At 40.9% G+C, this 21,096-nt stretch carries 15 protein-coding genes and 1 riboswitch; of the genes, 11 read left to right on the top strand and 4 right to left on the bottom strand.

Features of this window, described 5'->3' with window-relative positions; genetic code table 11:
* Nucleotides 1–166: 166 nt before the first annotated feature.
* Both WJP93_RS10860 and WJP93_RS10855 read left to right on the top strand, forming a co-directional pair.
* The gene (locus WJP93_RS10860; protein WP_337548287.1) at nucleotides 167–5,455 is read left to right on the top strand and encodes a hypothetical protein; all 5,289 of its coding nucleotides are present in this window, start codon (nucleotides 167–169) and stop codon (nucleotides 5,453–5,455) included.
* 12 nt (nucleotides 5,456–5,467) lie between these two features.
* Nucleotides 5,468–6,523, top strand: a complete 1,056-nt coding sequence (locus tag WJP93_RS10855; RefSeq protein ID WP_337548285.1) for a hypothetical protein — start codon at nucleotides 5,468–5,470, stop codon at nucleotides 6,521–6,523.
* Between the two features lie 39 nt (nucleotides 6,524–6,562).
* Here WJP93_RS10855 and WJP93_RS10850 read toward each other — a convergent pair whose 3' ends face one another.
* Both WJP93_RS10850 and serC read right to left on the bottom strand, forming a co-directional pair.
* Nucleotides 6,563–7,723: a phosphoglycerate dehydrogenase gene (locus tag WJP93_RS10850; protein WP_262536163.1), complete on the bottom strand. Its 1,161-nt coding sequence runs from the start codon at nucleotides 7,721–7,723 to the stop codon at nucleotides 6,563–6,565.
* Nucleotides 7,720–8,805: a 3-phosphoserine/phosphohydroxythreonine transaminase gene (serC, locus tag WJP93_RS10845; protein ID WP_308731055.1), complete on the bottom strand. Its 1,086-nt coding sequence runs from the start codon at nucleotides 8,803–8,805 to the stop codon at nucleotides 7,720–7,722. Before serC ends, WJP93_RS10850 begins: the two co-directional genes overlap by 4 nt.
* Before the next feature lie 271 nt (nucleotides 8,806–9,076).
* On the opposite strand from serC, the gene WJP93_RS10840 reads away from it, so the two are divergent.
* The 9 genes from WJP93_RS10840 (at nucleotide 9,077) to dapB (ending at nucleotide 19,234) form a co-directional block, all read left to right on the top strand.
* Nucleotides 9,077–10,135, top strand: coding sequence for an ABC transporter ATP-binding protein (locus WJP93_RS10840; protein WP_262536166.1), 1,059 nt, complete (start codon nucleotides 9,077–9,079; stop codon nucleotides 10,133–10,135).
* Nucleotides 10,119–10,985: an ABC transporter permease subunit gene (locus tag WJP93_RS10835; protein WP_227100704.1), complete on the top strand. Its 867-nt coding sequence runs from the start codon at nucleotides 10,119–10,121 to the stop codon at nucleotides 10,983–10,985. Before WJP93_RS10840 ends, WJP93_RS10835 begins: the two co-directional genes overlap by 17 nt.
* Nucleotides 10,986–11,052: 67 nt before the next feature.
* Complete coding sequence (locus tag WJP93_RS10830) at nucleotides 11,053–12,693, top strand: Gldg family protein (protein WP_227100705.1); 1,641 nt, start codon at nucleotides 11,053–11,055, stop codon at nucleotides 12,691–12,693.
* A gap of 12 nt (nucleotides 12,694–12,705) precedes the next feature.
* Nucleotides 12,706–13,854 (top strand): DUF4340 domain-containing protein, encoded by a 1,149-nt coding sequence (locus WJP93_RS10825; RefSeq protein WP_262536171.1) that lies wholly within the window; start codon nucleotides 12,706–12,708, stop codon nucleotides 13,852–13,854.
* Nucleotides 13,855–14,227: 373 nt separating this feature from the next.
* Nucleotides 14,228–15,490 carry a 3-isopropylmalate dehydratase large subunit gene (leuC, locus tag WJP93_RS10820; protein ID WP_066563936.1) on the top strand — a complete coding sequence of 421 codons (1,263 nt, stop codon included), beginning with the start codon at nucleotides 14,228–14,230 and terminating at the stop codon, nucleotides 15,488–15,490.
* A gap of 68 nt (nucleotides 15,491–15,558) precedes the next feature.
* Nucleotides 15,559–16,047, top strand: coding sequence for a 3-isopropylmalate dehydratase small subunit (gene leuD, locus WJP93_RS10815; protein WP_066563937.1), 489 nt, complete (start codon nucleotides 15,559–15,561; stop codon nucleotides 16,045–16,047).
* 532 nt (nucleotides 16,048–16,579) lie between these two features.
* A complete protein-coding gene (locus WJP93_RS10810) occupies nucleotides 16,580–17,215 on the top strand; it encodes a single-stranded DNA-binding protein (protein ID WP_066563939.1) in 636 nt (211 codons plus the stop codon).
* A gap of 38 nt (nucleotides 17,216–17,253) precedes the next feature.
* Nucleotides 17,254–17,428: riboswitch (Lysine riboswitch) on the top strand.
* A 126-nt stretch (nucleotides 17,429–17,554) separates the two neighbouring features.
* Nucleotides 17,555–18,439, top strand: a complete 885-nt coding sequence (gene dapA, locus WJP93_RS10805; protein ID WP_337548279.1) for a 4-hydroxy-tetrahydrodipicolinate synthase — start codon at nucleotides 17,555–17,557, stop codon at nucleotides 18,437–18,439.
* Between the two features lie 39 nt (nucleotides 18,440–18,478).
* Complete coding sequence (gene dapB / locus WJP93_RS10800; protein ID WP_337548277.1) at nucleotides 18,479–19,234, top strand: 4-hydroxy-tetrahydrodipicolinate reductase; 756 nt, start codon at nucleotides 18,479–18,481, stop codon at nucleotides 19,232–19,234.
* 229 nt (nucleotides 19,235–19,463) lie between these two features.
* On the opposite strand, the gene WJP93_RS10795 is transcribed toward dapB, so the two are convergent.
* Together WJP93_RS10795 and WJP93_RS10790 are read right to left on the bottom strand one after the other, a co-directional pair.
* A complete protein-coding gene (locus WJP93_RS10795; RefSeq protein WP_118612485.1) occupies nucleotides 19,464–19,691 on the bottom strand; it encodes a chorion class high-cysteine HCB protein 13 in 228 nt (75 codons plus the stop codon).
* Between the two features lie 56 nt (nucleotides 19,692–19,747).
* Nucleotides 19,748–20,710 carry a recombinase family protein gene (locus WJP93_RS10790; RefSeq protein ID WP_337548276.1) on the bottom strand — a complete coding sequence of 321 codons (963 nt, stop codon included), beginning with the start codon at nucleotides 20,708–20,710 and terminating at the stop codon, nucleotides 19,748–19,750.
* Between the last annotated feature and the right edge of the window lie 386 nt (nucleotides 20,711–21,096).

Raw genomic sequence — 21,096 nt, 5'->3', positions numbered from 1 at the left:
AGGGCTATCTGGGGAATTAACGACTGTGGAGTGTACAAGAACTTGTGAGTAGACAAAACTTCGGTTCGTCAAAAGCATACACGATGAAGCAGTAAGTAGTGTTCGTGAGAACTACAATTCTCAATATGAGTATATTTACACATATTTTGAGTAGCAGGATGTGCGAATGACTCAAAAAGAACAGAAAAATCAAATCAAAAATCTGCTGGCATGTGCAGAGCGTTTGTTATGCTGTATGACAGAAGTACAGCAGGATATGGACGAAGCAGCAAAGTCAATTAAACAGCAAAAATTACTTTCAGATGAAATCGCGTCAAAACTTGAGAATAAATTAAAAGAATTGCGGGAAGAGACAAAAAATTATACAGATATTTGTGGCGAGACAGGGATAAAAAATCTTATGGAATCTTCTATGTCAGAGGCAAAGCATGTTTTAACAGAACAGCTGCAGCTGATTGAGAAAGAGGAGAGAAGGCTTGCGTATAAGCGTTTTAAGTCCCTGCAGTCGCTAGATCCAGATACAAACGAGCATATTTCGTCATATAAGAATGATCTTAAGGAATTATTGGATGCATATGAAAAAGCACCGTCAGATGAAAAGATAGAGAAAAAATTAGATGCTTACAGTACATTCATGCAGGCACTTGATGAGACAGACAGCGCCAAAGTTATAGCATATATTCTGGAACTGTCGTCTGTATTTGATAATCAGCTGCTTGGAAAGGCATTTGTGGCAAGAACGATTAAAGAAGCATCAAATGAAAGCGATCAGACTGACATTGTAGTGGAAGAAAGTAACGATAAGCCTGCGAAAGATAACGAAGCAGTTGAAGATGCGCAGCTTCTATCAGAGATTGCAGCAGCAAAGCAGCTTCCATTTATTCGTGATGAGGATGTGGCTTGCTATACACTTGAGATTGAAAAAGGAAAAGAAGAGAAAAAAGTTGGAACAAAGAGCTTTTTAAACGAAATTCGTGCAAAGTTTGCAACGGAAAATGGATTGGTTTTAACATGTCTTGATACGTTTGGTGTGCTTTCCATTCAGTTTCTGGCACTCGCAACGAAGAAATCCATGATCACACTTGAAATGTCATTTCGCTACTTATTTGAAAAAGGATATATCAGAATTTATAAAATTCCTGGATTGGATTCTTTTTATTCCCTTTCAGCAAAGGCATGGAAAGCAATGCAGTCAAGAGAAGCACGCAATTATTTAAAAATAAAAGGTATTGTTTATGATAATCAGGCAAAAAATGAAATGAATCTTGATGTGGATGAGGAATCTGTCAATGCAGCATTTGCAAGGCTTGCTTATTTGCGTTTGCTGAATACATTTTATGAGATTATTCAGCCAAATACCTCAATGAAGGAAGCAGTTTTTGATGAGTGTTTTGTGGCTGTATTAAAGGATACATCTTCCATAATTATGATTGGTATTTTCTGGAGCTTAAAGGGAAGTAAGGATGAAGATATTCTTCTTGAAAATATTCGAGAGAGCGTAAATTATGGCACTGATTACGTTATTGTTGCCGGACTAAACAGGGATTATGCAGTTTGCAATGCCGATTATGTAGTAAAAGAAATGACATTTGATCCAAAGTGTGTAATATGCTACGATTTGCTAAAAAACGAATATTTTGAGTATGTGTCAAATGATCCGTTTTCTCCAAAGAAGCTGTTAGAAAAGAAGGAAAATCAATCAGTAAAATTAGAGAGTAAAGTAGAAAACAAAGCAGAAAGTAAGGCAGAGAGTAAAGTAGAAAACAAAGCAGAGAATAAATCAGATGATCAGTTAGAAGGTGAGCTGAAAAGTAAGCTAGAAAGCCAGTCAGAAGATCAGTTAGAATGTCAGTCAGAAAGTCAATTTGAAGATCAATTACCAGATCAGTCAGCAGACTCTTCAAAAGATGAAAAACAAAATGCCTGCATGATGATTGTGGAAGAAAAAATTTACTGTGCTACAGCTTATCTCGATGCTGTAAAGGATACAAATGAACAATATAAAATGCTGTATGAGCAGTTAGCTTACGCAGTCAATGATCCTAAAATGAGATGCTCCTATGATTCTCATAAAATCTTTGCAATGTATCCGCAGAATGAGGATATATTGACAAATTATCTTATGCTGTCTACCTGCCTTCGCAATTTCTTTATGAACCATATTGAATATGATTATGAAATGAAGGCATTATATGAGAACATGAAGAGTATTCCTATGACACAGGCTTATCCTGAGCTGATGAGCGCAGCATATCGCATGGTGCAGTTTAAGGGAAAATTCCATAAGGGAATTGATTGCTACGCCGATTATCGCCTAAGGGATCAGATGAAAATTGAACACCGACTGGAAAATCTGGCAGTGCGTGCAAAGGGATATTATGAAACATACGTGTTAGGTCAGCCTAAAAACCATAAAAACGTAAAGCGCTTTGTTGATACATGGAAATTAGTTTTTGCTGAGGATGGTGAGATGGCATCATATCTTCAGGCAATCATGAATGGCGAATACGAGTATGCGAGTCTGTTTCGTGTAAATTTGCTTATTAATTTTATTAGTGATGGCTGTACAGCCGAATATTCAAATCTTAACCGTGAAAAGTTAGGAAACTATATTAATGACTGTTGGGATAAATCAAAGACGAATGGCGGAACCAAATTTAAGACTAGCAATCTTATGAGCGACCTTAGAAATAACCTGACAAATGCTATGGAAAAGGTCATTGGGATTACATGTGAGTGGATTGATTTGGCATCTGGACGCAGCCGTTCTGAAAATGATGCAGGTGAAAAGCGCTACCGTGAGATAAAAAGTGATCTTAGGGCAGAATTAAAAGCTGCTGAAAAAATCGTTCAAAAGAAGGAAACAGCAGAAGATATTTATGTGCAGGCAGGAAAAGCTGTGCTAGCGCAGACAATAAAAGAGCTTCTGGCAAGATTGGATGGCAGATACAAGGAAGAGTCTCACAAATATTTTTACATAGATTTTTTAAGAGGAAGCGAGGTACTTTTAGACGAGGAATATTTCCCAGATAAGCGGGGAAATTTTGCTGATTTTGAGAAATTGTCACTTCCGGCTCGTATTTTGCGTCATTCTAAGCTTGAGCTGTTAAGTTTTGAGGAAAAGCTTGAGCATATTTTCAAGGAATATGGAGACGACTACGGAGCAGCAGAACAGATTTTAGATTATATGCAAAAAAATAGAAATGCAACAGAAGAATACAATATTCAGGCATCTAAGGAGCAGGCTGGAAAGGATGCTCAAATCCGTCTTAATAACTTTATTGAAAATCTGGAGTTGGCGCAAAGCTATGGACAGATTGAAGAGACAAAGGAAAATAAGAAAGAAAAAATTCAGAAGATCGCAAATGAGTGGTTTGCTTATGCTGATGAGACGAAAAATTATGGCTTCTTCAAACGAATCCTGGAGGAGTACGAGAAAAAACTTCACGAGGACGCAAAGGTGCGCGGAGAGGCACTTCTTCGCGAGGTGGAAGGAATCGAGAATAACGACACGTTAGATGAGTGCCGTAAAAAGCGCATTGCCGCAATAAAAAGCATGATCGAATGTCAAAACTATACAGTGGCAGAGGATCTTTTGTCAAAAATTAATAGTGAAGAGACAGATGAGGAGCGGGAAATTCGAGGCACTGATTATCTGGCAAAGTTTATTGAAGAGTATGACTATAATTATAAGGCAGTTGCTAACAGCAGCAAGAGTCTTAGTGATCTGGCAGTTGTGCGGATTCATAACAAGGACGAAAAGTGGGCAAAGCGCCTTATTGACAACTGGATGAATAACGGACAGGCTTTGGGACAGTATAAGCTGACAGCTCTTCTTGAGGCGCTTGGCTTTTTAGACGCACAGGTAAAGGAGCAGGCAAAGCTTGGAAGAATTGAAAACTATATGGTTACGATTCCTGCTGTAGTAGGAAGAAAAGCAAATTATAAGCATCCGATTGCGGCATTTGGATCGAAGGCACAGACAGAGGGCTTTCGCGTTGCCTGCCTGTTTGGAAAGTATGATGCAGACCGTCTGATTGAAGAATTAAAAAATATCGGAAACAGCAAAAATACACTAGTTCTTCTTGATTATGCGCTGTCACTTCCAGACAGAAGATTATTTGCAAAAAAAATAAAGGCGAGCTTTAGTGATAAGGTCTTTGCAGTCATTGACCGCGTATTATTAATGTTCTTAGTAAACAATTACAGTGTGCAGTTTATCAATCAGATATTGATGTCTGTTATGATGCCATTTTCATATTGTCAGCCGTATGTGTGGGATTCTTCAAAGGTAATGCCTCCGGAGATATTTATCGGAAGACAGGAAGAGCTTGAAAAAATCGAATCACCTTCCGGTGTCAATATTGTTTATGGCGGACGTCAGCTTGGAAAGTCGGCACTTTTAAAAAAGGCAAAAATGGATATTGATTTTGATGAAAATAATAACCGTGCAGTTTACATTGAAATCAAGGGCATGGATTATGAACGAGCAGCTAAAAAGATTTGCTGTGAGCTGTATGATGCAGGTGTTCTAAAAGAAGAAATTGATACGACAGATTGGGATGTACTAGCAAGGGCAATCAAAAAAAGGCTGCTTGACGATAAAGATGAACGTATTCCTTATCTGTTACTTTTGTTAGATGAGGCAGACACATTTATCGAGAGCTGTACAGAAGTAAATTTCAAACCGTTTGATGCTCTAAAAGAAATTCAAAATATTGGAATGGACCGCTTTAAGTTTGTTATTGCAGGTCTTCATAATATTGTGCGTTTTAAGCGCGATGCAGCATTGTCTAATAATAGTGTGATTACGCATTTGAGCTCGATTACGATCAGACCGTTTCACACAAAGGATGCAAGACAGCTTCTCGAGGAGCCGCTTTATTGTCTGGGATTTCGTTTTCCAAAGGAGCGTCAGGCGCTTATATCACTTATTTTAGCAAGCACCAATTATTTTCCAGGATTGATTCAGCTTTATTGTGCGAATTTAATTGAAGCAATGAAAAAGGATGATTATGCCGGATATGATGAAGGGAATACACCAGCCTATGAGGTTACACAAAAGCATATTAAAAAGGTGCTTTCAGATCCATCCTTTATGAATCAGATCCGTGAAAAGTTTGAGATCACGCTTAAGCTTGATGAAGATAACATGTACTATATCATTGCACTTTTGATGGCGTATCTGTATCACCAAAATGCAAACTCAGCAGCTGACAGTGAGGGCTTTTCGGCAGAGGATATCAAAGAGGCGGCAATTGGCGTAGGCATCAATCAGGTTGCCGTTCAGAAAACACAAGTCATTAATGGACTGATGCAGGAGCTTCTTGAGCTTAATATTTTGCGTCATACAGTAAACGAAAAGTATCTGTTCTCACGATACAGCTTCTTCCAGATGATGGGAACATCAGATGAAATTGACAGCCGTTTGCTTGAATACATGGAGAATCAATAACGGGGTGAAACAATGGATAGACTATGGTGGGAAAATATAACAAATACATCACATTTCATTGATCAGATTGTGGAAGCCGTTCAGTCAGGCAGCCATCTGTTTTTACAGCTTCCGCAGTTTGTCCCGTGGTATGAGACAATGAGCGATCTGGTCATATCGAAAATTGAAAGGCAAAACTCAGACCGTTCCCTGAAAATTATTATGGATAGCGGCAAAGATCCGGGGGAATATCTGTTTTATCAATATTGCCGTCAGGAGAAAAGGGCGCAGTATAGGCCAGGAATAGGATATGCGCAGTTTCTTGCAAAAAGCGAAGAGTTAATAATGAACCATTATATCCTCTGGGTAACGCAGGCAGATGCAGCGCAGGCGAAGAAGTGGTACACTTTTCTGGAAGGCTACAGCAAGGCTCTTGGCAAAGGGAAAAAAGGCTGTATATTTTTGATTGAAACAAGAGAAGATGTATCAATTCGTGAACGCGGAAGCATCAAAAGACTTGTTTATGAAAAAGAGATAGCACATTATGACACATATCTTTTTGCGATGCTTGCGGCATCCACGCAAAAGCAGACAGAGGGCTTTCGTCAGTATCTGGCAGAGGCTGTTTCATCTGTTGTGCCAGATGATGCAGAGCTTGCCTGCGCATGTATCAAGAGAGGGCGTACATTTTTAGAGGACCCTGTAAAGACAATTGCGTCAATAAAAAAAGAAACATTTAGAAGCGATGGAACGGCCTTTTGGCCTGACATAAGCGAAAAGCAGATTGCGGAACGGATGTGGGAAGCGCAGATCAAGGTAGTATTTCCTATTATAGAAAAGCAGCGAAGCATTATCGTGGAGCGATACAGAAAAGAAATTGAAGCACTTCTTCCAATTACTGGTGCATACGGCGAAATGTTTTTTGATGCCGAGGATGTGGAAATTGGTGTCTTGTCTCATCTGGTATCATTAGGGAGATTAGTTGTCGCTTTCGAAGATGGGAAAATGATTGCAAGGCTTAGAAATGCAAGAAATACACTGGCACATATTAAGCCTATGACACAGGCTGAAATTGATGAAATTTTGTAAATAAAAAAGCAGCGACCTGATTGAACGCTGCTTTTTGCATTATAAGATTCGTATACGAATAATATTTTCCATTGCCTCTAACTTTTTCTCAAATTCATCATTTACAGGCGCTTCTACATCAAACATTGCATATGCATATTCGCCGCGGCTTTTTGAAACCATATCACTGATGTTAACACCAGCCTCACCAAAAAGAGAAGTCAGCTGACTGATAACATTTGGTCTGTTGTAGTGGCATACACAGATACGTGCTGCCTTTTTGCGATAGCCAAGGCTGCAGGATGGGTAGTTGACAGAGTTTTCAATATTTCCATTTTCAAGATAATCCATAATCTGGTTGACAGCCATAACAGCACAGTTTTCCTCAGATTCTTCAGTTGAAGCACCAAGATGAGGAAGTACAAGAGCACCAGGCATATTTACAACAGCTGGATTCGGGAAGTCTGTAACATAGCGAGAAACCTTGCCGCTTGCAAGAGCATCAGCCATGTCAGCATCATTTACAAGAATATCTCTTGCAAAATTTAAGATCTTGACACCATCCTTCATTTGATCAAAAGCACGCTTATTCAACATACCCTTTGTAGAGTCAAGTGCAGGAACATGGATGGTGATGTAATCACACTGATTATAGATTTCATCATTATCCTTTACGATTGTAATGTGGTGAGAGAGACGAACTGCATTCTGGATGCTTAAATAAGGATCGCAGCCAAAAACCTCCATTCCAAGCTCACTTGCAGCATTTGCAACAAGAACACCGATTGCACCAAGTCCGATTACGCCAAGCTTCTTTCCCTTAATTTCATTTCCAGCAAAAGCCTTCTTTGCCTTCTCAGCTGTCTTTGCAATATTTGGGTCATCCTTATTTTCACGTACCCAGTGACAGCCGCCTGCAATATCACGTGAAGCAAGCATGAGTCCTGCAATAACGAGTTCCTTTACACCATTTGCATTTGCACCTGGTGTATTAAAAACAACAATACCTTTTTTTGCGCAGGAATCAAGCGGAATATTATTTACACCGGCACCGGCACGTCCAATTGCAAGAAGAGAATCAGGAAGTGTCATTTCATGCATAGAAGCACTGCGAAGAAGCACAGCATCAGCATTTTCAATCGAATCAGCGATGCAGTATGTATCATCAAAACGGCTCATTCCGGCATTAGAAATTGGATTTAAGCAATAAACACTTTTCATTTCAAATTCTCCTCCTCAAACTTTTTCATAAATGCAACAAGTGCCTCTACACCTTCCTTTGGCATTGCATTATAGATACTTGCACGCATACCGCCTACAGTGCGATGACCCTTTAAGTTAACAAAACCGGCAGCCTCAGCTTCCTTTACAAATTTGGCATCAAGCTCCTTGTCGCCAGTTACAAATGGAACATTCATTAAAGAACGAGAGGACGGCTCAACTGTACCGTGAAACAGCTTACTAGAATCAAGATAGTCATAGAGGATCTTTGCCTTTTCTACATTTCTTCTTTGCATTTCCTCAAGACCGCCCATTTTCTTAAGCCACTTGAAGACCTTGCCGCAGATATAAATACCATAGCATGGAGGTGTATTGTAAAGAGAATCAGCATCTGCATGGATCTTGTAGCGAAGCATGGTAGGTGTTCCTGGAAGAACATCATCAGTAATAAGGTCTTCACGGATGATTGCAATTACAACACCGGCAGGACCGACATTTTTCTGAACACCGCCGTAAAGCATACCATATTTAGTAACATCAACCGGCTCAGATAAGAAGCAGGAAGAGATATCAGCTACAAGTGTTTTTCCCTTTGTATTTGGAAGTGTGTGGAATTTGGTGCCATAGATAGTGTTGTTTTCACAGATATAAACATAGTCGGCATCGTCATCGATTGGAAGATCAGAACAGTCTGGAATATAAGAAAATGTTTTGTCAGCACTAGAAGCGACAACGTTAACCTCGCCGTAGAGCTCAGCTTCTTTAGCAGCCTTCTTTGCCCACTGACCGGTTACAATATAATCAGCTTTCTTATTTTTCATCAGGTTCATTGGGATCATAGCAAACTGCTGGGATGCACCACCCTGTAAAAATAAAACCTTATAATTGTCCGGAATATTCATCAGTTCACGAAGATCAGCCTCAGCCTCTTTAATGATCGCATCGTAAACCTTAGAACGATGGCTCATCTCCATGACAGACATGCCACTTCCCTGATAGTCAAGCATTTCATCTGCAGCCTCCTGCAGTACCTCCTCTGGCAGCACAGCTGGACCAGCAGAAAAATTATAAACTCTTCCCATAAAGAAACCTCCTTATCACTGCATTAGATATTATCGGGCGGTCAAAGACCGGTGAGATGCAGTGATTCACTATGGTGCTTTACCATATTAAAGTCTAATATAATACTCAATTAGAAATAAGTCAATACCTAATTTCAATAATTCTTCACAAGAGGACAAACAATGGACACAAATTTATCAAAGAGTCGTCACATTTGACGCCTAACATTACAAACGATAGCAAAACAGCAATAAGGCTGTTTGCAAAAATGAGATGCAGGAGGACAAGACTTTGATTGAAGTAACAGGTCTGGTAAAAAAATATGGAAACCATGTGGCTGTCGATCATTTAAGCTTTCGTCTGGAGCCAGGAAAGATTTATGGCTTTCTTGGTCCAAACGGAGCTGGAAAATCAACGACCATGAATATGATGACCGGATATATCGGCCCTACAGAGGGAACGATTTTAATTAATGGTCACGATATCGTGAAGGAACCAGCAGAGGCGAAGCGCTGTATAGGCTATCTGCCGGAGCTTCCGCCGCTGTATACAGATATGACAGTATGGGAATATCTTGAATTTGCGGCACAGTTAAAAAATATTCCGGCGAAAAAGCGTCAGGAGAGCATTTTGAATGCTATGAAGATGACTGGACTTGTCGATGTAGCAAAAAGACTTATCAAAAATCTTTCAAAGGGCTACCGTCAGAGAGTCGGTTTTGCACAGGCTGTGCTTGGCATGCCGGAAATCATAATCCTTGATGAGCCGACTGTAGGTCTTGACCCAATTCAGATTATTGAGATTCGTTCACTTATTAAGGAGCTTGCAAAAGAGCATACCGTTATTTTAAGCTCACATATCCTTTCCGAGATTAGTGCCGTATGCGATGAGATTTTAATTATCTCTCACGGAAGACTAGTTGCAAGTGATACAACAGAAAATCTGATGCACTACATGGATAGTGATGCTATGCTTGAAATCAGCATAAGGGCGCCAAAGGAGCAGGCAAAGAACAGCTTTGCACAGCTTCATCATGTTGTAGCAGTTTTGGAAGCCACAAAGCAGAATGAGGATGATAAGCATCTGAATTTGACCTCATTTGAGATACGTACAGATGGCGCTGATGTGCGCGAGGCTGTATTTGGTATCTGCGCAGAAAAAAATTGGCCTATTTATGAGATGAAATATTCAAAGGCAACACTTGAGGATGTCTTTATGGAGCTGACTGCCGACAATAAGGCTCATGAAGAAGAGATGGATGAGATTAAAAAATCGGCAGAGGAGGCCGTAAAGGAAGCAGAGCAGACAAAGCAGGCCAATAAGGAGGATGACAATGAAAGCAATATTTAACAGAGAATTTAAATCTTATTTCACATCCATGATTGGACCTGTATTTGTGGCCGCACTTGTGCTCGTGACAGGTATTTACTTTATGGTGTATAACATGAGCTATGGCTATCCTTACTTTGCCTACACATTAAGTGCCTCTGCCATCGTATTTGTACTGACTGTTCCGCTTTTGACAATGAGAAGCTTTTCAGAGGAGCGTCATTCAAAGACAGATCAGCTTCTTTTGACATCACCGGTATCTGTGACACAGATTGTTTTAGGAAAGTTCTTTTCAATGGCAGCAGTTGTTGCGATTCCATGTGTGATCTTTTGCCTGTGTCCATTGATCATTAAGAGCACTGGAACAGCATATTTTCTTGTTGACTATTCAACTATTCTTGTATATTTTCTGATCGGCTGCGCTTATGTTGCCATTGGAATGCTGATCTCAGCAATGACAGAGAGTGTCATCATCGCGGCAGTTGGAACGATCATTACACTGCTTTTGATCAATTTGTCAAATGGTCTTTCCCAATATGTGCCAAATACAGCAATTGCCTCTTTAATAGGCTGTCTGATTCTTTTAGTTCTTCTTTGCGTCATTGTCTATGTAATGACAAAGAGCAATGCAGCTACGTTTGGTCTTTTGATCGGTGGAGCAGCAGTTTTAATTATTCTTTACGTTGTAAAGCCAGCTCTTTTTGAGGGACTTGTTCCAGGAATGATCGAAAACATAGCATTTGCAAAGGTAATGACAAGCTTTGTTTCTGATTATGTGTTTGATGTAAAGGGTGTTGTGGAGCTGATCTCGATTTGTGCGGCATGCATCTTCCTTACCACACAGGTAATCCAGAAGAGAAGATGGAGCTAAGATAAGCGCTAGATTGGTGTAAGAAAAAAGCCGAAAAAGCGGCAGAATGAGAGGAAAGCAGGCAGGAATGGATATCAAAAAAAAGAAAGAAAAAAAGCCGTCAGGTAAAAATATTTCATCTGTAGTGCAGCTGAAAAACGGAAGCTTCAGCCTTGCAGTGACGGCAATTGTGCTGGCAATTATTGTAGTGGTAAATTTGATTATAGGACAGCTTCCATCAAAGTTATTAAATTGGGATTTAAGCGAAACTGGAATTTTCAGTGTTTCAGATACTTCCAAAGAATTATTAAAGGACTTAGACAAGGATGTTACTGTTGAGGTAGTGGCAGAGACGGGAAATATAGACTCTCGTATTGAAAAGTTTATCTCTATCTATGGCGATCTCTCATCTAAGTTAAAGGTTAGCTATATAGACCCTGTTCTTCACCCTGAAATTCTTACAAAGTATGGAATTTCAGCAAACTCTGTTGTTGTATCATGCGAGGAAACTGGAAAGAATCAGGTAATTTCCTTTAGCGATATAATTGTAAGTCAGCAAAATTATTATGGCTACAGCAGCGAATCAGAATTTGATGCAGAGGGTCAGCTGACAAGTGCTGTTGCAGCTGTTACCTCCGATAACGATAAAAAGATTTACATGTTAAGAGGCCATGGTGAGTCAGCAATAAGTCAAGAGCTTGGCGAGCTGCTTACTAAAAACAGCATGACAACATCAGATTTAAATCTTCTTGAGACAGCATCTGTGCCGGATGATTGTGATCTTTTGATTATCAACAATCCTACAAGTGATCTTGGAACTGATGAATATACAGAGCTTCATAACTATCTGTATCAGGGCGGAAATGTTCTTTTGCTTCGTGGTGTCACCGATAAGGAGCTTACAAACTTCGATGAGCTGATGGAAGATTATGGTATGACTATGGTAAACTCCTATATTGGAGATCGTGATCGCTATTACCAGAGAGCACAGAGTGCGTTCTATTTCTTCCCAATGATCACAAGCAATGACACAAATGTAGAAACAACAAGCAGCATCTTAGTCGGTGCAGTAGCAGGTATGACAGCATCAGAAAATACACCAGAAGATGTAACACTGACAACACTTTTAACTACAAGTAACAATGCATTTCGTGAAGGAAACAGCAATGAGGCAACACAGTTTATTCTGGCAGCATCATCACAGAAGACAGTACCAGCAGATACAGAAAGCGAGAGCGAGTTAGAATCTGGCAGTGATACAAAAGAAACTGAAAAGACATCCGCTGAGAGCGTTTCAGAGGAAGCTTCAACTGAAAGTGTAGCTGAAAATGCATCAGAGGAAGTTACGTCTGAAGCAGCATCTGAGGCAGAATCTACCGAGGAAAGCACTCTTGAGGATGTTCTGACTGACATTTCAGTTGGAAACACAGATGGCTGGCTTGAGACACCATCAGCAGATTCTAAGCTGACTGTTATCTCAGCATCCACCATGATTGATTCCAGTTTGATTGGGAACTTCACTGGAATTGAAAACTTAAATGAGTTCATTAACATCGTATCATCTTACTTCGATGATGTTCAGAACGTATCAATTCCGGCAAAGAGCCTTTCAGTTACTTACAATACTGTAACAGGAAGCAGCATTTGGAATGCATTGTTTATAATCATCATCCCAGTCTTTTCAATTGTTGCGGGATTGGTTGTATGGATCCGCAGAAGAAAGGCATAATGGTGTGAGTATATGACAAAGAATACAAAAAAACTACTTGGTTTAGTCGGTGCGCTTGCCGTCCTTGGCGGCGCATACGGCACAATAGTATTGATCAATCAGCATAATGAAGAAAAAAAAGCCGAGCAGTCAAAGGCAGAAAAAGAGGCAAACACCTTTTATTTAAGCCAGATGGAAGAGCCTGTTTCAATCAGCTACACAAACAGCTACGGAACATTCGCATTCAGCTATGACACTGAGAACGAGACTTGGAGCTATGACAGCGACGAGCACTTTCCTGTCACACAAAGTTATTTGACTTCCATTTCAAGTGATTTAAAATCATTTACTGCAGAGCGTAAGCTAGAGGAAGTACAGGATGACTTGTCAGTGTATGGTCTGGACAATCCAAGCTGCACGATCACAGCAAAGGGATCTGATGACACAGAGGTAACGATCCAGATTGGAAACCTTAATAGCTATAATTCAGACTATTATGCAAAAGTAGAAGGCTCAGATGATATTTATACAATAGCATCAAGCTATGTCTCAGATATCAGCAACGATATTTCAGCGCTGCAGGAAAAGGAAAGCTTCCCAACCATCACCAGCACATCCATCACAGATGTACAGCTGGTAAAAGACGGCACTACAATTGATATGGAAAAGGAAGTTACACAAGAACCGGCAACCGAGGAAGAGACGACCGAAAACGCATCCGAGGAAGCAGAAACGGGAAGTGAAGTATCAGAAGAAGAGACAACGAAAGCTGTATCAGATTCTACAGAAGAAGGATTAACAACAGAAGAGGAATCAACCGTAGAAATGGTTGATGTAACACACTGGGTATTCACACAGGATAATAAGACACAGCGCGTTGACGAAAGTGACGATATTCATGATTTGTTAGTCAACATGGTAGGTCTTACCTTCAACGACTGCGCAGATTATTACGCAGACGAAGAAGAAAAAGAATCCTATGGCTTAACAGACGATGCAGCAGTTCTTACAATAACATACCAGTCAGGCGAAGAAGAAACCACCTTAAAGCTGACAATAGGAGCCACAACAGAAGACGATGCATATTACTACGTCTCCATGGACGACTCAGATCAGGTCAACACAGTCAGCAAAGAAAGTTTAGACGCGGTCTTAGATGCTATTTCTGGGTATGAGATGTGATTAGTTACAGTTCACACGTCATGCTACGAAAGCCCTTCGGTGTAATGTTTTCGTCGCCGGACCAAACTCCGCAGGTTCCTTTTATGTTCTTTCTTATCATACATTACTTTGAAAGACCTGCTCCAAGTGTCCGGCTCGTGAAATACATTCACCTTCGGGCTTTGCCGCAATATTGGCTTATCCGTGAACAGTAACCCGAATAAATATACACATATAAAAGAAAAAGAAAAATCATTGACGAACTTTTTATTATCCAGTAAAATAAAAATAATGCAGGAAATTAGGCAGTTGCGCATGCAGCTGCCTGATTTTGAAATTTTGTGTGCAGTTTGGCACAGCAAAAGCAGGTATTTACAAGCAGGAGGACTCGATTATGGGTATGACGATGACGCAAAAAATTCTGGCTGCAGCAGCAGGGCTGTCAGAGGTAAAGGCCGGACAGCTGATTGAGGCAGATCTGAGCCTTGTTTTAGGCAATGACATTACCTCTCCGGTAGCGATCCACGAGATGGAGCGCTTTGATAAAAAGGGAGTATTTGATAAGGACAAGATTGCACTAGTACTCGATCATTTTGTTCCGAATAAGGATATCAAGTCTGCCGAGCATTGTAAGTGTGTAAGAGAATTTGCAGGCTGCAACGAAATCACAAATTTCTTTGATGTAGGAGAGATGGGAATTGAACATGCACTTCTTCCGGAAAAAGGACTTGTAGTTGCAGGAGACGTTGTAATTGGTGCTGATTCACATACATGTACATATGGTGCGCTTGGCGCATTCTCCACTGGTGTGGGAAGTACAGATATGGCAGCAGGTATGGCAACAGGAAAGGCATGGTTTAAGGTACCGTCCGCAATCAAATTTGTGCTTACTGGAAAGCCGGCTGAGTATGTAACTGGAAAGGATGTTATCTTACATATTATTGGAATGATCGGTGTTGACGGAGCACTGTATCAGTCTATGGAATTTACAGGAGATGGTATTTCTTATCTTTCAATGGATGATCGTCTTTGTATTGCAAATATGGCAATTGAGGCAGGCGGAAAGAATGGTATCTTCCCTGTAGACGAGAAGACCATCGCCTATATGAAGGAGCATTCCACAAAGGAATATAAGGTTTACGAGGCAGACGAGGATGCTGAGTATACGGCAACATATACTATTGATCTTAGCAGCTTAAAGCCAACAGTATCCTTCCCACATCTGCCAGAGAACACTCATACTATCGATGAGGTAGGCGACATCGCAATTGATCAGGTTGTAATCGGTTCATGTACAAATGGACGTATCGAAGATCTGCGTGCAGCAGCAGAGATTTTAAAGGGCAGAAAGGTAAAGAAAGGCCTTCGCTGCATCGTAATTCCGGCAACACAGGCAATCTATCTTCAGGCAATCGAGGAAGGACTTGTTCAAACCTTCATTCAGGCAGGAGCTGTTGTCAGCACACCGACCTGTGGACCATGTCTTGGCGGATACATGGGTATTTTGGCTGCGCATGAAAGATGCGTTTCTACCACAAACCGTAACTTTGTAGGACGTATGGGCGATGTAACAAGTGAAGTATATCTGGCAAGTCCATATGTTGCAGCAGCAAGTGCTGTAACCGGAAAAATCTCCGGACCAAAGGACGTTTTATAAAGAAGTCTCGCAGACTGTGACATAAAAACAGCTGGTCAGGCGATTCAGAAAGGTATGGTAAAGAAGATATGAAAGCAAATGGATGTGTATTTAAATATGGCGACAACGTGGATACGGATGTAATCATTCCGGCACGTTACTTAAATTCATCAGATCCAGCAGAGCTGGCAAAGCACTGCATGGAGGATATCGATAAGGATTTCGTTTCAAATGTAAAGAAGGGTGACATCATCGTTGCGGATAAAAACTTTGGATGCGGCTCCTCAAGAGAGCATGCACCGATTGCAATCAAGGCAGCAGGTGTAAGCTGTGTAATAGCAGAGACCTTCGCAAGAATTTTCTATCGCAACGCAATCAATATTGGTCTTCCGATCATTGAATGTCCAGAGGCAAGCAAAAAGATTAAGGCAGGAGATCAGGTAGATATTGATTTTAATACTGGTGTCATTACAGACCAGACGACAGGAGAAACCTTTCAGGGACAGGCATTCCCGCCATTCATGCAGAAAATCATCAGTGAGGGCGGCTTGATTAACTACATTAATCACAAAGAATAATTGTAACTATTCAGAGCCATGCAAAATTGCTTTCTGTGAATGCTTGCATTCAGACAGAATAGCAATTTTATATGGCGAGGTAACCATATGAGCAAAATGGAAGCATCGAAGATGCGATTTTGCGAATAGGGTTCTGAATAGTTATGAATAAAAAAACAAAAGCGAAAAAAGGCGGACTGAGTCGATCAGCCCGTCTTTTCGCGTTCTTCATCACAAATGTCTTTCATTAGGCATATCTATTTTCATCGTAACAACAAAAGATATGTCGAAAAAAGGAAAAATACCCGAAAAATTGGGAAAGAAAAGATGAAAAAAAGCCTGCTTTTTGTCGAATAATAGTGGTCAGACCGCGAATCCTGCGAAGCATTTTCCGTGCGTTTTGAAAATAACTTCGTTATAATGTACGTGTGTTGAGACATATAAATAACTAGCTGCAAAAAAAGTTATATACAACCAGTTAGCAGAATAACTAGTACATGCAGCAGCCGCTATGGTACCAGCAGCTGCGAATAAAAAGCAGGAGGAATCAAAAATGCCAGAAAGAAACGCAGAAAATAACAGAGTCAGTGTCATTGGAGTTGTCGTGTCAGGGTTTGAGTTTAGCCATGAGGTCTTTGGGGAGAGCTTTTACATAATGGAGCTGTCAGTAAATCGCTTAAGCGATCAGTCTGATACGATCCCTGTGATGATTTCAGAGCGTCTTATCGATATCAATCAGGATTACAGAGGACGCACAATGGAAGCAATCGGACAGTTTCGTTCTTATAATCGTCATGAGGGGACGAGAAATCGTCTTGTGCTCTCTGTGTTTGTCAGAGAATATCATTTCATGGAGGCATTTACAGATTATACGAAGACAAATCAGATCATGCTTGACGGGTACATCTGTAAACCGCCGGTGTATAGAAAGACACCGCTTGGACGTGAGATCGCAGATCTTCTGGTAGCAGTCAACCGCCCTTACAGCAAGAGTGATTATATTCCCTGTATTGCATGGGGACGAAACGCCCGCTATGTGTCCACTTTTGAGGTTGGCACCAGACTTCGCGTGTGGGGCCGTGTTCAGAGCAGAGAGTATATGAAAAAGATAAGCGAGACTGAGAGTGAGAAACGAATTGCATATGAAGTTTCCGTAAGTAAATTAGAATATGTCGAACAGAAGGGTTGACAGCACTGTAAAATTGATGTACACTAAAGAAAATTCATACAAAAGGTAGAGGTTGCGCTACTGATGAGTAGGCTGATGGATGCAGGCAAGAGCAAGGGAAGTTAGCTAAAAGGCATTGGCGCCGAAAGAATGGCTGTGCAAAGGCTGTTCTTGGGCATATATCGAATAGGTATATGACTGTCATCTGTTCACAGATGGGGAGCTACTAAGGGAAATAGAAAAAGAAAACCTTATGAGCCGGCCGCATGTGACCGGCTTTTTCTTTGGAGAAATCCCAAGACACTCTGGTGGCTGCATTTGAATAGAGTATTACCTGAATCAAGAAAGGATGGTATTATTATGCCAATATTTAAGGGAGCAGGAGTTGCAATTGTCACTCCATTTACACAGGATGACAAGGTTAATTTTGAAGAACTGGGAAAAATGATTGATTTCCAGATTGCCGGAGGAACAGATGCGATCATCATCTGCGGAACAACAGGTGAATCTTCCACATTGACTCATGAAGAGCATGATGAATGTATCAAGTTTGCTGTTGAACATACAGCAGGCAGAGTTCCTGTTATTGCAGGTACAGGATCAAACTCCACAGCAGAGGCAATTCGTTTGTCCACACATGCACAGAATAATGGTGCAGATGCGCTGCTTCTTGTAACACCATATTATAACAAGGCAACACAGAAGGGTCTGATTCAGCATTATACTGCAATTGCAAACAGCGTAGATCTGCCAATCATTCTGTACAACGTGCCGTCACGTACAGGTGTTAACATTTTGCCGCAGACTGCTGTTACACTGGCAAAGAATGTAAAGAATATTGTAGCAGTCAAAGAAGCAAGCGGAAATATCTCTCAGGTAGCAGAGCTTGCCGCACTTGCAGACGGCTGCATCGATATCTACTCTGGAAATGATGATCAGGTTGTTCCGCTTCTGTCACTTGGCGGTGTGGGTGTTATCTCCGTTTTATCAAATGTAATGCCTAAGCTGACACATGATATGGTTATGAGCTACCTAAACGGTGATGTAAAGTTAAGCCGTCAGCTTCAGCTGTCTGTTATGAACTTAAATAAGGCACTTTTCTGTGAAGTAAATCCTATTCCGGTAAAGGAAGCACTGAATATGATGGGATGGAATGCAGGTGCAGTACGTTCTCCTCTGTGCGAGATGGAGCCGCAGCATAAGGAACTGCTTCGTAAAGAATTAGCGGCAATGAAGCTGATTTAAAACTGATATGAAACTGACCTTAAGACGGAGGAACAAACGATGGTACGTATTATTTTAAACGGATGCAATGGTGCAATGGGCAAGATGTTAGCTAATATCATTGCACAGGATGAGCAGGCACAGGTTGTGGCTGGAATTGATATCACGCAGGCAGTCGATACACCATTTCCTGTATTTGAATCTATCAAGGCGTGTGATGTAGAGGCTGATGCACTGATTGATTTTACCGTTTCAAAAATTACAGATATGGTATTAGATCAGTGTGCACAAAAAGGACTTGCACTAGTTCTTGCAACAACAGGACTTTCCGATGAGCAGCTTGCTCATGTGCAGGAGGCAGGAAAAACAATTCCGATTGTACAGTCCTACAACATGTCTCTTGGAATCAATACACTTGCAAAGATCGTAGAGCTTATTACGCCTGTACTTGCAGACGCTGGATTTGATATCGAGATCGTAGAGCGCCATCACAGACGCAAGCTTGATGCACCAAGTGGTACAGCAATCATGCTCGGAAACGCAGCAAACAAATCATTAAATGGTGAATATCATTTTGTATTTGACCGCAGTGAAAGACGCGAGAAGAGAGATCCAAAGGAGATCGGATTCTCAGCAGTCAGAGGTGGAACCATCGTAGGCGTACATGATGTAATTTACGCAGGAGAGGACGAGGTAATCGAACTGAACCATCAGGCATTCTCCAGAGGTGTATTTGCAAAGGGCGCTGTCCAGGCAGCAAAGTTTCTGCAGGGAAAAGAGCCAGGTGTATATACCATGCGCGATGTAATTGGATAATATGATACCAGGGTCAAAAGGTCAGAAATCCGATGCAAGCTCGCTTGCAAGAGGATTTTTGATCTCTTGACTCGCCAAAAACATGAGTAAGTAGCCATTTTTTGAAGAAAAAATGAGCGGATTACGAATGTTTTTGAAGATTGCGGGAGTGCAAAGCACGTAGCAATCTGGTATCATTAGAAAGCCCCGGGCAGAGCCCGGGGCTTTTTTCATGTCAGTGGTATGATAATCAGAAGCCGCATCCACAGCAGCTAAGTAACAGGATCCAGATCAGGGCATCACAGCCACAGCCGTTTCCATTGTTAAAGAAGCCATTGCCGCCGCCGCATCCGCAGCCGTCATTGTTATTCCATCCACCACAGAATAACAGGATAAGGATGATCCACATGCAATTGCATCCGCCAGAAGTAGTTGTCTGTGTGCATCCGCCGCAGTTTGTTGCTGCCAAATCACTCATAGGAGATACCTCCAAAATCATTTACAGTGTATCTTATGCGTCATAGTCTCAAGGAGTTACACTTTTTTATTTTTCTTTCGCCGTTTCTGTAATAATGAGGAAACCTCGCAGAATATATCTTCACTGATCAAAGCAGGATGAGCATTAGGATAAATGATCCATTCAGTGCTTGACAGCTTAATGCGTTTTTTGCTCTTAGCACTTTCCTTTTTTGTAGTTCCCTGAATAAGAGTACCAGTATAGACGGGATTAGTTAGAATATGGCGCACACTTGAGGCAGACCATTTTGGAATTTTGCTGTCAGCTTCATCTGTGATTTTATTTTTAGAAAAAGGCGTCTGAAATAAAATGCCATGTTGGATCTTATAAAAGCATGGCGGCATAACCTGCTTTTTAGTGAGCAAAGAAGCGATTTTAGAAAGACTAAATCCATCAAGATAAAGCTGATAAATTTCCCGTACAACGGCGGCAGCAGGCGGATCAGGAATTAAGCTGTGCAAATGGGCAGGGTCCTTTGTATATCCATAACAAGCAAATGAGCCAATAAACTGGCCACGCATCATCTTATCGCGAAGAATCTGGCGAATATTATCGGAAAGATCCTCACTGTACCATTCATTAATCAGCCCATTTATCTGGCGAAGCCGCAAATTTTTCATGTCATTTGTATCAACACCATCACAAATTCCAATCAGACGGACATGCCAAAGAGGAAACAATTCATTTAAATAATACTGAGCCGTCTCCATATCCCTAGTAAAACGTGACTGGTTTTTGCAAAGAATCGTGTCAAAACGTCCACAGCGTGCATCCTCAATCATGCGGCAAAAAGCAGGACGTGTATTATCAAGTCCAGAATAATTTTCATCCACATACATACAATAGACAGAGAATCCATTTTTCTTCGCATATTCGCAAAGCAGCTTCTGCTGATTTTGAATGCTTTCGCTTACCTCATCACAAGCCAGATTGTCATCCTCGCGGGAAAGACGGCAGTAAATAGCAGCCCTTTTCTCCATCCGCATAGCTCCTCTTTTACCCCTTTTTATCAGATTATGAAAATATACAAATAAACGTGTTAGAGTTTACTTTGCTTAAATTAGCCCTAAGGTGTAATGGTTTCACTTGATATATGTTTACAATATGCCAAAGCCCGAAGGTGAATGGATTTCACGAGCCGGACACTTGGAGCAGGCCTTTCAAAATAATGTATAATAAGAAAGAACATAATAGGAGCCTGCGGAGTTTGGTCCGGCGACGAAACCATTACACCGAAGGGCTCTTGCGATATAATTGCGAAAAAATTTCAATAATAGCCCTTGACATATGGCGCAAAAAAAGGTATAGTTAAATCAACGATTAAACAATTGTTTAATTGAAAGAGAGCGAAACAATACGCCAAAAC

This window comes from Anthropogastromicrobium sp., from assembly GCF_037349415.1.
GTDB lineage: Bacteria > Bacillota > Clostridia > Lachnospirales > Lachnospiraceae > Anthropogastromicrobium > Anthropogastromicrobium aceti.
The sequence above is the reverse complement of the archived record's forward strand: the minus strand, read 5'-3'. Positions and strand labels throughout refer to the sequence as shown.

Excerpts from the sequence above, each read along its gene's own strand:
- WJP93_RS10790 (WP_337548276.1), bottom strand. The coding sequence starts at position 20,710 with ATGGAGAAAAGGGCTGCTATTTACTGCCGTCTTTCCCGCGAGGATGAC.
- WJP93_RS10855 (WP_337548285.1), top strand. The coding sequence starts at position 5,468 with ATGGATAGACTATGGTGGGAAAATATAACAAATACATCACATTTCATT.
- WJP93_RS10860 (WP_337548287.1), top strand. The coding sequence starts at position 167 with ATGACTCAAAAAGAACAGAAAAATCAAATCAAAAATCTGCTGGCATGT.
- leuD (WP_066563937.1), top strand. The coding sequence starts at position 15,559 with ATGAAAGCAAATGGATGTGTATTTAAATATGGCGACAACGTGGATACG.
- WJP93_RS10850 (WP_262536163.1), bottom strand. The coding sequence starts at position 7,723 with ATGAAAAGTGTTTATTGCTTAAATCCAATTTCTAATGCCGGAATGAGC.
- WJP93_RS10825 (WP_262536171.1), top strand. The coding sequence starts at position 12,706 with ATGACAAAGAATACAAAAAAACTACTTGGTTTAGTCGGTGCGCTTGCC.
- WJP93_RS10795 (WP_118612485.1), bottom strand. The coding sequence starts at position 19,691 with ATGAGTGATTTGGCAGCAACAAACTGCGGCGGATGCACACAGACAACT.
- leuC (WP_066563936.1), top strand. The coding sequence starts at position 14,228 with ATGGGTATGACGATGACGCAAAAAATTCTGGCTGCAGCAGCAGGGCTG.
- dapB (WP_337548277.1), top strand. The coding sequence starts at position 18,479 with ATGGTACGTATTATTTTAAACGGATGCAATGGTGCAATGGGCAAGATG.
- WJP93_RS10835 (WP_227100704.1), top strand. The coding sequence starts at position 10,119 with ATGAAAGCAATATTTAACAGAGAATTTAAATCTTATTTCACATCCATG.
- serC (WP_308731055.1), bottom strand. The coding sequence starts at position 8,805 with ATGGGAAGAGTTTATAATTTTTCTGCTGGTCCAGCTGTGCTGCCAGAG.
- dapA (WP_337548279.1), top strand. The coding sequence starts at position 17,555 with ATGCCAATATTTAAGGGAGCAGGAGTTGCAATTGTCACTCCATTTACA.
- WJP93_RS10810 (WP_066563939.1), top strand. The coding sequence starts at position 16,580 with ATGCCAGAAAGAAACGCAGAAAATAACAGAGTCAGTGTCATTGGAGTT.
- WJP93_RS10830 (WP_227100705.1), top strand. The coding sequence starts at position 11,053 with ATGGATATCAAAAAAAAGAAAGAAAAAAAGCCGTCAGGTAAAAATATT.